Origin of the sequence: Paenibacillus solanacearum (assembly GCF_910593845.1) — a bacterium.
Taxonomy (GTDB): Bacteria; Bacillota; Bacilli; order Paenibacillales; family NBRC-103111; genus Paenibacillus_G; species Paenibacillus_G solanacearum.
The window spans coordinates 355,053-369,215 of sequence record NZ_CAJVAS010000001.1; the positions used below are offsets into that span (position 1 = coordinate 355,053).

Consider the following 14,163-nt stretch of genomic DNA (forward strand, 5'->3'; position numbering starts at 1 on the left):
TCCTCCTTGGCGGCTGCATGCCGTCCAATACTGCCCTTTATTATATCACATCGCATGATGTCGAATGATGCGAGACGGCTTTCGCATGAAATATATTTACATAGGATCCAGTTTACAATCATTTGCAGGGTATGTATAATAACTTATGTTTATTTATAACTAAACCATACGATGGAGGGGATTTGGTGTATAAATATATAAGGAATAGTTCGATTTGGTTATGTTTATTGATCGTGATGGTGGTCTCGTCCAGCTGCGGTGCGGCTCAAAAACCGGCCGAAGGCAATGCCAACGGGCAGACGCCGGGAGCGGGCGATTCCGGTTCGAAGCAGGTGCAGACCGTGGAGCTGACCGTCTCTGCAGCAGCGAGCATGACCGATGCGCTCAAAGAGATTCAGAAAGCTTACGAGACGAAAAACGCCGCCGTGAAATTAAACTTTAACTTCGGCGCATCCGGTGCCTTGCAGCAGCAAATCGAGCAGGGCGCCCCGGCTGACCTGTTCCTGTCTGCAGCGGCCAAGAACATGAAAGCGCTCGTCGATGCACAGTTGATCGACGCGAGTCAGCAAAAGAAGCTGCTGACGAACGAGCTGGTCGTCGTCGTTTCCACCGATGGCAAAGTTCCGGTCGGCAAAGCGGCCGATTTGGCCAAAGCCGATGTGAAAAAAGTCGCGATCGGCATACCTGAGAGTGTGCCGGCCGGCAGTTACGCGAAAGAGGCGCTTACGAACGAGAAGCTGTGGGACAGTTTGCAGCCGAAGCTGGTGCAGGCCAAAGACGTCAGGCAAGTGCTGCAATATGTAGAAACGGGTAACGCGGAAGTCGGATTTGTATATAAAACGGATGCGTTAACGTCCTCCAAGGTCAAAGTTGCGTTTGCCGTCGATCCGAAAACGTACACCGCAGTGGAATACCCGATCGGTATCGTGAAGGCGACCAAGCATCGCAAAGAAGCCGAAGATTTTTATGCCTTCCTGCAAAGCAAGCCGGCGCTGGACATTTTCGTCAAGTTCGGGTTTACGACGATTAAGTGATGACCGCTGCAATGAACTGGCATGAGTTTGTCACCCCGATCCGGCTGTCGCTGCAAGTCGCGTTTCTGTCGAGCATCCTCGTTGTGATTCTCGGCGTCGGATCGGCCTGGCTCATGTCGAGGGTATCGTTTCGAGGGAAGACGCTTGTGGAAACGGCATTCATGCTGCCGCTCGTCCTCCCGCCAACAGTCGTGGGCTTCGTGCTGCTTGTGGCGCTGGGGCGCAAGAGCTGGCTTGGCCAATGGATCGAGTGGCTGTTCGCCGCACCGGTCATTTTCTCGTGGTGGGCTGCCGTGATCGCCGCGGTTGTCGTGTCCTTTCCGCTCGTGTATCAGACGATGAAGGTCGGCTTTGCGGCAGTGGACCGCGATGTGGAAGGCGCTGCACGTTCGGCCGGCGCCAGCGAATGGCAGGTGTTCCGCTACATTACGCTGCCGCTTACGGCCCCCTCGCTCGTGTCCGCCTATATTCTCGGCTTTGCCCGAGGCTTGGGTGAATTCGGGGCGACACTCATGATCGCAGGCAATATTCCGGGCAAGACGCAAACGATTCCGACCGCGATCTACGTTGCGGTTGATGCAGGCAATGCGACGATGGCTTGGGCTTGGTCATGTTCCATTATCGTCATTTCATTTATTATGCTGCTGTTTACGAGACCAAGGAAATAGAGTTCCTTTCAAGTCGCCCAACGGCGGCTTTTTGATTTTTGTTTGCTTTTATGAATATCGCATATAGCAAAATATCATTACCCGAATACCAAAATATACCTTATAATGGAAGGCGACTGCCATACATACTATTATAAATTGAGCGCAGGGGTGGACCATGAGAAAAATCGTATTGACCTCAACCGGACTTGCAACGCCGAAGATCACGGAAGCGTTTCTCGGGCTGATCGGCCGAAATCCGGAGGAGCTAACGGCGGGTATCATTACAACGGCAGCGGTTCAACTGAAAGAACAGGCACGACCCACGGTGAAAATGAAGCAGGCATTCGATTCGATGGGATTGCGGCGGGTGAAAATGATCGACGTTGAGTTTGAAGATGCAAGGCAGCTGCTCGAATGCGATGTCATCTGTATAAGCGGCGGAAATCCGTTCCACCTCTTGCATCATCTAAGACAGAGCGGAGCCGACCGGATCATTACGGAGCAAAGCACACAAGGCGTAGTGCTAGTCGGGATCAGCGCGGGTACGGTCGTGCTAGGACCGGACATTCGTATTGTAGATCATTTTACACCGCAGATGAACCAACTTGGGCTGACGGATTTCACCGCGCTTCGGCTGTATGATACGATCACGTTTCCGCATTATGGCAGGCATGATAAATTTCCGCATGAAGAGACGATTGAAGCGAGAATTCAGCAGTTCGAATCAAGGCATCAATGCGATGTTATGCGGATAACCGATACGGAAGCGATCTGCATTAACGGTGAATCGGTTGAAAAAATCGGCAGCGTCTAAGCGGGCGACTTCTCCTGTGTTTCGTCACGCCAAGTGAGCGGCGTCTGCTGTATCGGCTTCGCCACGTCAAGCGAGTCTGGCCGCCATGAGAAACCCGATCATCGCCTGGAGGGATTGGCCTGAACATCAATGATACCGTTCTTTACTTTCTGAACCATTACGAGCCTGACGTACGTTTTCTGCGGACGTACTATGCGGCGTTCCCGGACATATTCAAAGTATATTTTTCCAGACATTGCAAAGATACGGAGGAAAGGCATCTTCAATCCATTCGACAATACTCCGGCAGTATGGCAAAGATTCGGCAAGTGCATGAGTGCATTGCGCCGACCATTGAGGACATCGCGGAATCGTATTGTACCTTATACGCTATCGATTTGCCTGTCGACGTGCACTTGATTGTCGGCGGCTTTGGCTCCAATGCATACATGTACTACCGCGGCAAGACGAATCTTGTGTTCGCGCTAGAGAAGCTGTCCGCAGACCCGGACCATCTCAAAGCGATCGTTGCCCATGAATTTGGCCACGCCGTTCATCATGTACTTTCCGAACGCGCTCGTATCGACTGGTCGAGCATCCGCTGGGACAGCCCGCTCGTGTGGCTGTTTCAGGAAGGCGCAGCTACGTATTTTTCAAGACAGGCAGCTGGCGGACTTCGTCCTTCCGTTTACTTCTCTTATGATGAGCAGGGCAGTGAATGGCTCGCTTTCGCGGAGGCGCATAAAGAAGAAATAAAAGCGGCGTTTGCCGAGGCTTGCCGTATTGAAGCATCGGATTCCATCTATCGCGAATGGTTTTCCATTCTTGGCGGCGTCAGGTTCAGCCGCAGCAGACTGGGTTATTATCTGGGCGACTGGTTTATGCAAGAGCAGGTTGCACGGCTCGGCGAGAGGGATGCCGTTACGCTGTGGAACGAACCGGATTTCGAGCAGCGCGTGAAGCAATGGCTGGATCGGCTGGCCTGAGGCTGTGCTCATCGGCGATTCGAGCGAAGCGAGCAGCGCGAATGCGCTGCGAACAAAGGAATGAAGCAGGATGTTTTTGACAATAAACCGTAAAGAGTATAGCATATTATTGCGAAAGACTGAAAGCGTTATCATCAATGTTTCATACATGGGGATTCGGTCGCGTTATAGGCTGTACAGGGGAGATGTTGGATAATGAGGTGGCGTATATGGATCATGCTTGTCTTGCTTACAGCGGCGCTTTGCGCATGCACGGATGCGCGGGAGCCGGCGGCTCCGCCGTCCCGTCCGCAGGATGAACAGCCACTCGGCACCGCGATCGAATTCGCGAATCGGCGTATAAGCGGCAATGCGATTGCCGGGGCGGACGGGCAGCCGGAGTGGCTCCTCCAGCGCGCGGCCGGAGCCGATATCGCCCTTGCGGGGACGCAAGGCTTGGTCATGCGCAAGCAGACCGGGGCGACCTTCGCCGCCTTGAAGGCGGATACGCTCGGATACGGAGACAATTACATTTTCGAAGCGACGTTTCAGACCGACGGGCTGGGCGCTCCATCAAGACCGTCGGTTATGCTCATCCCGCGAACGAAAGATTTTGCCAAGAAGCAGTATTATGCGTTTCAGTACACCCTGGAAAACGGGAAAATGATGTGGAGGCTAATGAATACGGCCGCGCCGGCGGAGTTCAACAATGCGGCCGATCCGAAGCGGGAAGCGGCTTATATCCTGAAGGGGGGAACCTCGTACACGGCGCGCATTGTGATCCATAATCCGAATGAGAACATGGTTGCGCTCACGATGTATTTGTACGACCCGGAAGATCCGGAGTCAGGCAAGAAACCGCTGATCAGCTACTTGGACAGCTCAAGCTACCGTATCATGAAAAATGCGGAGGTCGGCCCTCAGGTCGGAACGTCGGGCTCGGCCGACATACAGCCGCAAGTCGCCTTCGGGGGGATCAAAGTATACCCCTTCAGCGACTGGGACAGCTTGAAGGAGAAGCGGCCTTCGGCTTCGCCGGTCCTGCCTGCCGCTCGCCCGAGCAGCGCCGCGGCGCTTGCGGGCAGCGAGCAAGCACTGGTTATGCCGTCCGTCTTCTCTGACGGCATGGTGCTGCAGCGTAACAAGGCGATTCCCGTGTGGGGCAAAGGAGCGGACGGAGAGCGCGTGACGGTCCGGCTTGCCGGTCAGCAGAAGGAAACGACCGTGAAAGACGGCAAGTGGATGGTGGAGCTTGCGCCGCAAGAGGCGGGCGGTCCGTATGAGCTGGTTGTTCAGGGCAAGCAAAAGCAGCTGACGTTCAAGGATGTGCTCATCGGAGAAGTCTGGGTGTTAAGCGGACAGTCCAATATGCAGTATTTGATGAAAAACATTGCCGATCCGGAGGACATACGTCAGGCTAACGATAACGAAATCCGGCTGTTCACCTCCAGGACGAATATGACCGAGCAGCCGATGTGGGATATACCGGGCGGTAACTGGAAAGCGGCCACCCCGGCAAGCGTGGCGGAGTTTTCAGGCACGGGTTATTATATGGGACTGGAGCTGCGCAAGCAGCTGGGCGTCCCGGTCGGGCTGATCGCCACGGCGGTTGGCGGCACCGATATTTATATGTGGATGCGGCAGGACATCGTCAAGGAGGCGGGCTTTAAAGCCGACCCGAAGAGGCAACTGCCTTCCTTGCTGTACAATGCGAGAATAGCGCCGCTTCAGCCGTATGCCATCGCCGGCGTAGCTTGGTGGCAGGGAGAGCATAACGCTTCGCTGGGCGACGCCAATTACAGCGGATTGTTCGCTTCGCTCGTGAAGGATTGGAGGAAGCAGTGGAGGCAGGGCGATTTTCCGTTCATCTACGTACAGCTGTCGAGCTACAACAATGCGAAATTTCCCGCGCTTCGCGAAGAACAGCTGCTTTCCCTGGCGAAGACGGACAATACGGGGATGGCGGTAACGATCGATAACGGAGAGTCGAATAACATTCATCCGCGCAACAAGAAGGAGACCGGCTACAGGCTGTCGCTCATCGCCCGTGCGCTCGCCTACGGAGAGAAGCTCGAGTACATGGGTCCGATCTACAAGGCAATGACCGTGAAGAACGGGAAGGCGGAAATTGAATTCACGCATACCGGGAGCGGCTTGATGGTCAAAGGAGAGCGATTGAAAGGGTTCAAAATTAGCGGAGCCGACTACAAATTCGTGGACGCCGAAGCGGTCATCAGCGGAGAGCGGATCGTGGTATCGAGTGATCGCGTTCCGGAGCCCGCCGCCGTCCGCTATGCGTACGAAGGCTTTCCCGAGGCGAATTTATACAATAAGGAAGGACTGCCAGCGAGCCCGTTTCGCACGGATCGAACGAAATGAGGATTGAACTCCACGCGGCGCGCAGTGGAAGCCAGAGGGAGTCATTGAACGTTCACGAGAGCCTGGACCCGATTGGGGCCAGGCTCTTGGGCATTCGCCGGTGGCGGCCGGGCCGATACCCTTATTGCATAACCTTGATTTCCTTGGGAATAGTAACCATATATTGGAGCGCAGCTGCATCCTGCGCTTAGTCGCGTGGTTAGGAGGGATCCGTAATGGGGACAGTCGGTTGGAGTCGCGGTTTGACGGAAATGACGCTGGCCTTTCATATTTTGTTCGCGACGGTCGGCGTCGGCGTGCCGGTATTCATCTCCATCGCCGAATGGCTGGGGATCAGGAAGAAGGATGCGCATTACATGTTAATGGCACGCCGCTGGGCGCGGGGGTTCGTCATCACCGTGGCCGTCGGTGTCGTTACCGGGACGTGCATCGGCCTGCAGCTCAGTCTGCTGTGGCCGGAATTTATGAGGCTGGCGGGCAATGTGATCGGCTTGCCGCTATTTATGGAGACGTTCGCGTTTTTCTTCGAGGCGATCTTTCTCGGCATTTACCTGTATACATGGAACCGGTTCGCCAATCCATACGTACACTGGCTGCTGACGCTGCCGGTCATTCTCGGCTCGACGGGGTCGGCGCTTTTCATTACGACCGTCAACGGCTTCATGAATACGCCGCAAGGGTTCACCTATGAGAACGGAGCCTTGACGCATATCGATCCGCTCGCGGCCATGCTTAATCCGGCTACGCCGTCTAAGGTCGCGCATGTGCTGTTCTCCGCTTACCTGACGTGCGCTTTTTTGCTTGCGATGATCGCTGCATTCTCCATGCTTCGAGGGCGAAAGGACGAATATTACCGGAAATCGGTTCGCTTGAACATGATTGCCGGACTGGTTCTGGCGCTCGTGACGATCATTGGCGGGGATGCCTCGGCCAAATTTTTGGCCAAAGCGCAGCCGGAGAAGCTCGCCGCCGCGGAGTGGCATTTCGAGACCGGCAGCCGGGCGGCGCTTGTTGTCGGCGGCCGGCTGAATCAGGAAACGAGCGAAATTTCCGGCGCGCTCGAGATTCCGTGGGCGCTCAGCATTTTGGCCACGAATGATCCCGACGGAACGGTCATCGGGCTGAACGATATCCCCAAGGACGAGTGGCCTCCGTTATACGTTCATTATTTGTTCGACGCCATGGTCGGCATCGGCTTTTATTTGCTTGCCGTGTCCGCATGTTTTGTGGCGCTGCTGGCGGTTAAGCGCCGCAATGCATACAACCGCTGGCTGCTGACCGCCATGGTGGCGGGAGGACCGCTGGCCTTTCTTGCCATCGAGCTCGGCTGGTTTTATGCCGAGGTCGGCAGGCAGCCCTGGATCATCCGGGGATATTTGCGCGTGTCGGATGCTGCGACCGCGAACGCTCACGTCAGCGTCACCTTCTGGATGTTCGCCGTCCTGTACGCCGTGCTCGGCATTGTAAGCCTGTTCGTGCTGGCCCGGTTGTTTCATAATAAGCCGGCGGAGCTGGAGCTGGAAGCACAGCGCATCATCTTGTGAGGAGGTCCCGGAAATGTCCATCGAGCAGCTCGGCATTACTGTGCTTTGGAGTTTTTTGTACGGCTATCTGATTATCGGTTCCATTGATTTCGGCGCGGGATTTTATGCGTATTACGGAAGACTCATCGGGAAGGAATCGATTATCGGGCCGGTCATCTCCAGATATTTGTCCCCGGTGTGGGAAGTAACCAACGTATTTCTCGTGTTCTTCTTCGTCGGAATCGTCGGCTTCTTCCCGGAAACCGCCTATTATTACGGCACGGCGCTGCTCATCCCCGGCAGCATTGCACTGGTGCTGCTCTCGATCCGGGGCTCGTTCTACGCCTTCGCCAATTACGGCGTGAAAAAAAATACGTTCTACCTGCTTGCCTATGGAGCGACCGGCTTGTTCATACCGGCTTCGTTATCGACGGTATTTACCATATCCGAAGGCGGCTTCCTGGACGTCCGGGGCCATGAAGTGGTGCTTCTGATGGAGGAGCTGTTTTACAGCGCTTACTCATGGGCGGTCGTGCTGTTGGCGATGTCCAGCGTCTTGTTCATCAGCTCGACATTTTTGGCGTTCTATGCCGCCCGCGCCAAGGATGGGAATGCGCTTGAGCTGATGCGCCGGTTCGCGCTCTGGGGAGGCATTCCTACGATCATCTCCAGCCTGTTCGTCTTTATCGCGCTGCGCAATCATAACCTGGAGCATTTCCAGCGCGCGCTGGATGTATGGTGGATGTTCGGTCTATCGCTGCTCAGCTTCGCGATCGCGGTAGGACTCATCTGGAAGCAGCGGTCGTATGGCGCCGCCTTCGTGATGGTCATGCTGCAGTTCGCCTTCGCCTTTTACGGATACGGCCAATCGCATCTTCCGTACTTGCTGTATCCTTATTTGACCGTGTACGGGGGCGTGACGAACCCGGCCATGGGACGGGCGCTGGTTCTGGTGTTTATCGCCGGGTTCGCGCTGCTGGTGCCGTCGATTATTTTGCTGCTGCGGCTGTTCTTGTTCAATGCCCGGTACGTGAAAGGGGAGCTGGCATGAACGTCTTCGAACGCCAGGACAAATGGCTGATGCGGCTTTGCTTCGGCATCGCCTTCGTGCTACTACTGTCGTTGATCCGGCACCTTGTGCAGATGTAGAGTCCGAGAACGTCCGCCGTGATTCGGCGGCGCATAATACGCAAAATACCGCTGCGCCCTTCATTTCCGGATGTGGGGCTGTTTGCGCTGCTTCGAAATTGTTTCATTTTGTTGAACATGGACGGGTATTTTGCTCGGCCAGCGGATGGTGACACCGCCGCGATTCGCCTTTAAAGTAAAGTATAACGTTAACGTACTTAAGTGAACGCAGGGAGATGAGGAAGTTGAACGCTTTGAAAGCAACACGCTGATTCGCTGCCTTGTTCATGCTGCTGCTGGTGCTCCTGACCGCCGCCAATCACTTACATCTGAGGAGGAACGTATCATGATGAAAAAAAGCTTGCTGTTGGTCGCGTTTGTCGTCCTGCTGTTCACTGCCGCCTGTTCCCCAGCCGCTTCCGAAACGGCGGGCCAATCCGCAGCGCTTCAGATTGAAATCAAACCGGTGCAGGAAACGCTGCATGCGGGCAAGGCTATCCTGATCGATGCGCATGTAACGAAAGACGGTACGAAGGTGACCAATGCGGAGCAAGTGAAGTTCGAGATATGGAAGAAGGGCGAGGAGAAGCGGAGGACGGTGACGGCGAGTCCCTCGCATGAGGGTAATTATCGGATTCAGACGATGTTCCCGGACGCCGGAATTTACTGCGTAACGGCCGAGGTGTCCGGCAAAGACGCCTATGTCACGCCGGAAAAGGAACTTGTCGTGAAGAACGTAACGGACAAGTAATATTCGGTGCCCCAATAAAAGGCGAATGGAAGACGCGTAGGATCTGCGCATCTTTCATTCGCCTTTTTCGCCCGATTATCCGAGCAGCGTTCTCAGCGAAGCCGCAAATTTGGCGATGCCGAGTTCGATTTGCTCGGCTTGCGGTCTGGCAAAAGTAAACCGTACGCAGCCCGAGTTCGAGCCGTAGACGCTGCCGGGCACAAAGATGACGCCTTGCCGGATCGCCTCTTCCAGAAGCTTGCCGTCGTTCACCTCGGGTTTGATTTTACACCATAGATGCAAGCCGCCGCTCGGGATCGAGAAGCTGAGCATGTCCGGCAGATGCTTCTGCAGCGCCTGGACGAGAAGGTCCCGCTTGTAGAGCAGCCGCATTCGCAATTCGCTCAAGTGCGGCTGGAAGTAGTCGGATTTCAAAAATTGCGCCGCCACCTGCTGGGGCACGACGCTAAGCCCGAAATCCATCTGCTGTCTCGCATCGGCCAGCCGTTCCACGACGGAATTCGGGGCGACCATCCACCCGACGCGCAGCCCGGAAGCCGCGATTTTGGAGAAAGAGCCGATATATAGAACCGATCCGATCGAATCCATCGATTTGAGCGGCCGCGGCGGTGACCCGTCATAGGCGGTTAAGCTGAAGGGATCATCCTCTACGATCGGAAGCCCGAGCTCGCTCGCAAGGTCGAGCAGCTTCTTGCGGCGCGCTTCGTCGAGAACGGTGCCTGTCGGATTCTGATAATTCGGATTGAGGAACACCATCTTGATGCGATGCTTCTTATAAAGCGAGTACACATCTTCCGGGCGAGCGCCGCTGCGGTCAACGGGTAGCCGGAACAGCCGCAGGCCCGCCGATTGAAACATCGGCAGCGAATAGCAGTACGACGGATCTTCGATGGCTACCGCATCTCCGGGCGCGAGCAAGCATTGGGTGATCAAATAGAGCGATTGCTGGGAGCCCGACGTAATCAATATCGATGATTCCGTCGTGTGAATGTGCCGATACTGGCTTAAATACGTAACCAGCGTTTCACGGAGCGGCGCGAATCCTTGCGGGTTGTCATAGCCGAGATATTCGGTATAGCTGCTGTCAAAAAGCGTATTGATCTGTTTCACCGGAGACAGATCTGCGCCCAGCTCGCCGCTGGCGAAGTCTATCAGCGACTTGTCCTGCTGCAGCGCTTCCCGAATGCGGCGCAAAAAAGGCAGGTTCGGCAAAAAACTCCCGCCCTCCGCGTACCGATGCCAGTTCGGGGTATGCCTCGGCGTCGCTCCCCATTTATGCCGGCTCACCCTCGTTCCGCTTCCCGAGCGGCTTTCGATAATGCCGAGCGAGCGCAGCTCGGCATAGGCCTGAACGATTGTGCTCCGGTTGACGCCCAACTGCTCGGCCAGCCTGCGTTCCGAAGGCAGCGGACTTCCGGGCGGAAATTCGCCATAGGCGATTCTTTGCTCGAGATCGTCGGCAATTTGTTGATACAGCGGCTGTGCGCCGTACCGATCAGGCTTCCACATGAAGATCGCCCCCGGCGTTATGAAATAAGAACGAATTCATCTTACCATTCGGCCTCCGTATGAAGCGCAGCAGACATTCGTCAATTTATTGAAAATTTATTGGCAATTGCGACAGAGTATAGTATGCCGCCCCGGGTTTACATTTATTACTAAGTTCAACGATAGGAAAAGACCGTATTTTTTTCGATGCTGTCACAGGAATTTTATGGTTTTTGTAGAAATGATATCGTATGCGGAATGCGGCAGCCGATGATCGCAACGGTCACACCTTCGGCGCGGCCACATTCCCGGATTTGTATACAAATCAGAAGCGGGAGGTGTCGCATGAAGGGAAAAGCAGCTGCGATGATCGTGCTGCTCCTGTCCTTGACAGGCGCAGGGTCGCTATATGCAGCCGAACAGCCGGCAGCAGGCGGCAAGGTGGCGGTACAGGTAGACGGAAGGAATATCGTATTTCCGGACGCACAGGCTTATACGGTCGGCGATAGCGTCTATGTTCCGGTCCGGATCGCTGTGGAGAATATGGGAATCCCGGTCGCTTGGGATGCGGGGTCTTCTACTGTACGAATCGGTGAAGGCGCGACGGCGGTTTCGTTCACGCCGGATTCGACAGCCGGCGGCGGCAAGCCGTTCCTGAAGGACGGGCGCGTCTATACCGATCTTGCCTTTATCCAGGACAAGCTGGGAGCCGGTGTCGCATGGGACAAAGCGAAGACGACCGTATCCGTTACGACCAAGTCGAATGTGCTCAAAGGCGTGCAGCTGTTCAAGCAATCGATGGTCAAGCTCAGCGGCGGCAAGCAGGTCATCTACGTCGATCCTTACAAGGTAGACGGCGAGCCGAAGGACGGCGATATTATTTTCATTACGCATACGCACAGCGATCATTTCAGCCTGAGTGAAATCCGCAAAGTAGCCAAAGCGGGCGCGACCGTCGTGTTTCCGGCGAAAGAGCTGGACAAGGTGGCGGATGCCGGATTCGGCAAAGTCATCGGCGCCGTTCCGAATGAAGAGGGGACCGTGAACGATATTTCTTACAAAGCGGTGCCGGCATACAACACGCAAACCGCCAACCATCCGAAAGAGCGGGAATGGGTCGGCTACATCATTAAGGTCAACGGCGCTTCGTATTATATGGCCGGCGATACCGACTTGATTCCGGAGATGAAAGACTTTGACGCGGACGTCGCCTTCCTGCCGATGGGCGGCACGTATACGATGGCTTACGAGGAAGCGGCCAAAGCGGCGAATGCGATTCGTCCGCGCATTGTTATTCCTTACCATTATGCCGATGTCGTCGGCTCGCGGGACGATGCATTGAAGTTTATCGATCTGGTTGAACCTGGCATCACGGCCATCTTGATGAAAGAGTAGCCGCTGCCGCTCACGAGTAATATTATCACTTAACGGGAGAACAGGAGGAAGTTGAGCATGAGATACCGGAGCTTGGGCAAGAGCGGTTTGCAGGTTTCCGTACTCGGATTGGGCACGAACGCCTTCGGAGGCCGCGCGGACAAGGAGACGTCGATCCGCGTCCTTCATCACGCCGCGGATAGCGGAATCAATTTCATCGATACGGCGAATATATACACCGGGACGAAGTCCGAAGAAATGATCGGCGAAGCGTTCGAAGGCCGCCGTCATGATGTCATCCTGGCGACGAAGGTCGGGATGAAGCGGGGACAAGGGCCGAACGAAAGCGGCTCCTCTCGATACCACATCATCAAGGAGTTGGAGGGCAGCCTTCGCCGGTTGCGTACCGATTACATCGATCTGTACCAAATCCATGCGTTCGATCCGAAGACGCCGCTCGAGGAGACGCTTCGCGCGTTGGATGATCTGGTCGTCTCGGGCAAAGTGAGATATATCGGCGCATCCAACTACGCGGCATGGCAAATGATGAAGGCGCTTGCGATCAGCAAAAGCGAAGGTCTGAACGCCTATGTGACGGTACAGCCGGGCTATTCGCTCGTTGACCGGGGAGTGGAGCGGGAGCTCGTGCCGTTCTGCGTGGATCAGGGCATCGGCATCATCCCGTATTTTCCGCTGGCGGGAGGCATCTTGACCGGCAAATACGCCGGCGGCTCCGTGCCGAGCGGCTCGCAGCTGGAGAGGAATCCGAATTTCGCCTCGCGGATGGATGCCCAGCGGATGGAGGTCGGCGACCGCGCCGTGCAGATTGCGGCGGAACTCGGTACGACGGCTACCGCGCTATCGCTTGCTTGGCTGATGCACAGGCCGGCCGTCTGCACGGTCATTGCCGGTGCCACACGCGAATCGCAAATCGACGATAACTTGAAGTCGGTCGAGCTGGAGCTTTCCGCGGACGTCATGCAGCAGTTGAATGACGCAAGCGAAGCGTTTGTATACGCAAGGCCGTTCGGCAGCGGCGGACGCCGATGATCGGCGGCTACTCATAGATAGCAACCAAAAGCCTGAGCAATCAGGCTTTTTTTCGTTGTTCCTCGGCTGCAGCGGAGAGCGAAGGGTGGGCCGGTTCGTTGACAAAAAAACCGTCCAGACGGTATAGTAACGGGGAGGTGATCCGAATGAATCGCAACTCGAAGCATGATCGCGTTCTCGCGGCCGCATCTGCGATCGTGAAGCATCGCGGTGTCGAGAAGCTTACGCTCGAAGCGGTTGCCAAAGAAGCCGGCGTCAGCAAGGGCGGGCTGCTGTATCATTTTCCGAATAAAGAAGCTTTGCTTGAAGGGCTCGTCCACTACGTTACGAGCGATTTCGCATCCGACGTTCAGCAGAGGGTCGAGAACGCCCCTGCCGCAAGCGCCGGAACGTGGAGCCGCGCTTACCTGGAGCAGACGATTGCAGATATGAAGGAGCAGCGGGGCATCAGCGCGGCGCTGATCGTTGCGCTCTTCGCCAATCCGGACCTGTTAAGCCAGCTTCAAGAGCAGTATGCCGACTGGCAGCGCAACTTCGAAAATGACGGGATCGATCCGGTGAATTCGACGATCGTGCGGCTTGTCGCAGACGGCCTGTGGTTCTCTGAAGTGTTCGGGCTCGGTAAGCCGGACGATGCGCTGCGTGAGCAAATCGTTCACAAATTAATTCAAATGACGAAGTAGGAGGGGACGCAACCTGTGAATGCATTCATCCTGCTCGCTACTGCTATCGTATGCGAGGTGTTCGGCAGCTCAATGCTTAAAGCGTCGAACGGATTCAAGAAATGGCTCCCGTCAATCGGAGTCGTTGCCGGCATGGGTCTGGCGTTTTACTGCCTATCCTTGTCGCTTCGCACGATTCCGCTCGGCACCGCCTATGCGATCTGGGCCGGCGCAGGTACGGCTTTGACGGCTGTGGCCGGGGCGGTCTTTTATAAAGAGAGATTGAACAGCGCCAAAATAGCAGGTCTCGCCCTTATCATTGGCGGCGTGATCGTCATGAAGCTTACTGGCGCTTCGGAATAATCA

At 55.6% G+C, this 14,163-nt stretch carries 13 protein-coding genes; 12 read left to right on the top strand and 1 reads right to left on the bottom strand.

Annotated elements, in window-relative coordinates; all coding sequences use genetic code 11:
• Nucleotides 1–236: 236 nt before the first annotated feature.
• From modA to KXG62_RS01520, 8 genes are all read left to right on the top strand, one after another.
• A complete protein-coding gene (modA, locus tag KXG62_RS01485; RefSeq protein ID WP_425517322.1) occupies nucleotides 237–1,034 on the top strand; it encodes a molybdate ABC transporter substrate-binding protein in 798 nt (265 codons plus the stop codon).
• 11 nt (nucleotides 1,035–1,045) lie between these two features.
• Nucleotides 1,046–1,702: a molybdate ABC transporter permease subunit gene (gene modB, locus KXG62_RS01490; RefSeq protein WP_218090122.1), complete on the top strand. Its 657-nt coding sequence runs from the start codon at nucleotides 1,046–1,048 to the stop codon at nucleotides 1,700–1,702.
• A 157-nt stretch (nucleotides 1,703–1,859) separates the two neighbouring features.
• Nucleotides 1,860–2,498 carry a Type 1 glutamine amidotransferase-like domain-containing protein gene (locus KXG62_RS01495; protein ID WP_218090123.1) on the top strand — a complete coding sequence of 213 codons (639 nt, stop codon included), beginning with the start codon at nucleotides 1,860–1,862 and terminating at the stop codon, nucleotides 2,496–2,498.
• A gap of 290 nt (nucleotides 2,499–2,788) precedes the next feature.
• On the top strand, nucleotides 2,789–3,463 hold the full coding sequence (locus KXG62_RS01500) for a hypothetical protein (RefSeq protein WP_246627248.1): 675 nt from the start codon (nucleotides 2,789–2,791) through the stop codon (nucleotides 3,461–3,463).
• 195 nt (nucleotides 3,464–3,658) lie between these two features.
• Nucleotides 3,659–5,821, top strand: coding sequence for a sialate O-acetylesterase (locus KXG62_RS01505; RefSeq protein WP_218090124.1), 2,163 nt, complete (start codon nucleotides 3,659–3,661; stop codon nucleotides 5,819–5,821).
• A gap of 215 nt (nucleotides 5,822–6,036) precedes the next feature.
• Nucleotides 6,037–7,365 carry a cytochrome ubiquinol oxidase subunit I gene (locus KXG62_RS01510; RefSeq protein ID WP_218090125.1) on the top strand — a complete coding sequence of 443 codons (1,329 nt, stop codon included), beginning with the start codon at nucleotides 6,037–6,039 and terminating at the stop codon, nucleotides 7,363–7,365.
• A gap of 13 nt (nucleotides 7,366–7,378) precedes the next feature.
• Nucleotides 7,379–8,395 (top strand): cytochrome d ubiquinol oxidase subunit II, encoded by a 1,017-nt coding sequence (locus KXG62_RS01515; protein ID WP_218090126.1) that lies wholly within the window; start codon nucleotides 7,379–7,381, stop codon nucleotides 8,393–8,395.
• Nucleotides 8,396–8,818: 423 nt separating this feature from the next.
• Nucleotides 8,819–9,223 (top strand): FixH family protein, encoded by a 405-nt coding sequence (locus KXG62_RS01520; RefSeq protein ID WP_218090127.1) that lies wholly within the window; start codon nucleotides 8,819–8,821, stop codon nucleotides 9,221–9,223.
• Between the two features lie 75 nt (nucleotides 9,224–9,298).
• On the opposite strand, the gene pdxR is transcribed toward KXG62_RS01520, so the two are convergent.
• Nucleotides 9,299–10,732: a MocR-like pyridoxine biosynthesis transcription factor PdxR gene (pdxR, locus tag KXG62_RS01525; RefSeq protein ID WP_218090128.1), complete on the bottom strand. Its 1,434-nt coding sequence runs from the start codon at nucleotides 10,730–10,732 to the stop codon at nucleotides 9,299–9,301.
• A 324-nt stretch (nucleotides 10,733–11,056) separates the two neighbouring features.
• On the opposite strand from pdxR, the gene KXG62_RS01530 reads away from it, so the two are divergent.
• The 4 genes from KXG62_RS01530 to KXG62_RS01545 all read left to right on the top strand — a co-directional run bounded on the left by KXG62_RS01530 (nucleotide 11,057) and on the right by KXG62_RS01545 (nucleotide 14,160).
• Nucleotides 11,057–12,106 carry an MBL fold metallo-hydrolase gene (locus KXG62_RS01530; protein ID WP_218090129.1) on the top strand — a complete coding sequence of 350 codons (1,050 nt, stop codon included), beginning with the start codon at nucleotides 11,057–11,059 and terminating at the stop codon, nucleotides 12,104–12,106.
• A 57-nt stretch (nucleotides 12,107–12,163) separates the two neighbouring features.
• Nucleotides 12,164–13,135 carry an aldo/keto reductase gene (locus KXG62_RS01535; RefSeq protein WP_218090130.1) on the top strand — a complete coding sequence of 324 codons (972 nt, stop codon included), beginning with the start codon at nucleotides 12,164–12,166 and terminating at the stop codon, nucleotides 13,133–13,135.
• 146 nt (nucleotides 13,136–13,281) lie between these two features.
• Nucleotides 13,282–13,818 carry a TetR/AcrR family transcriptional regulator gene (locus KXG62_RS01540; RefSeq protein ID WP_218090131.1) on the top strand — a complete coding sequence of 179 codons (537 nt, stop codon included), beginning with the start codon at nucleotides 13,282–13,284 and terminating at the stop codon, nucleotides 13,816–13,818.
• A 15-nt stretch (nucleotides 13,819–13,833) separates the two neighbouring features.
• Nucleotides 13,834–14,160 (top strand): DMT family transporter, encoded by a 327-nt coding sequence (locus tag KXG62_RS01545; RefSeq protein WP_218090132.1) that lies wholly within the window; start codon nucleotides 13,834–13,836, stop codon nucleotides 14,158–14,160.
• Nucleotides 14,161–14,163: the final 3 nt, after the last annotated feature.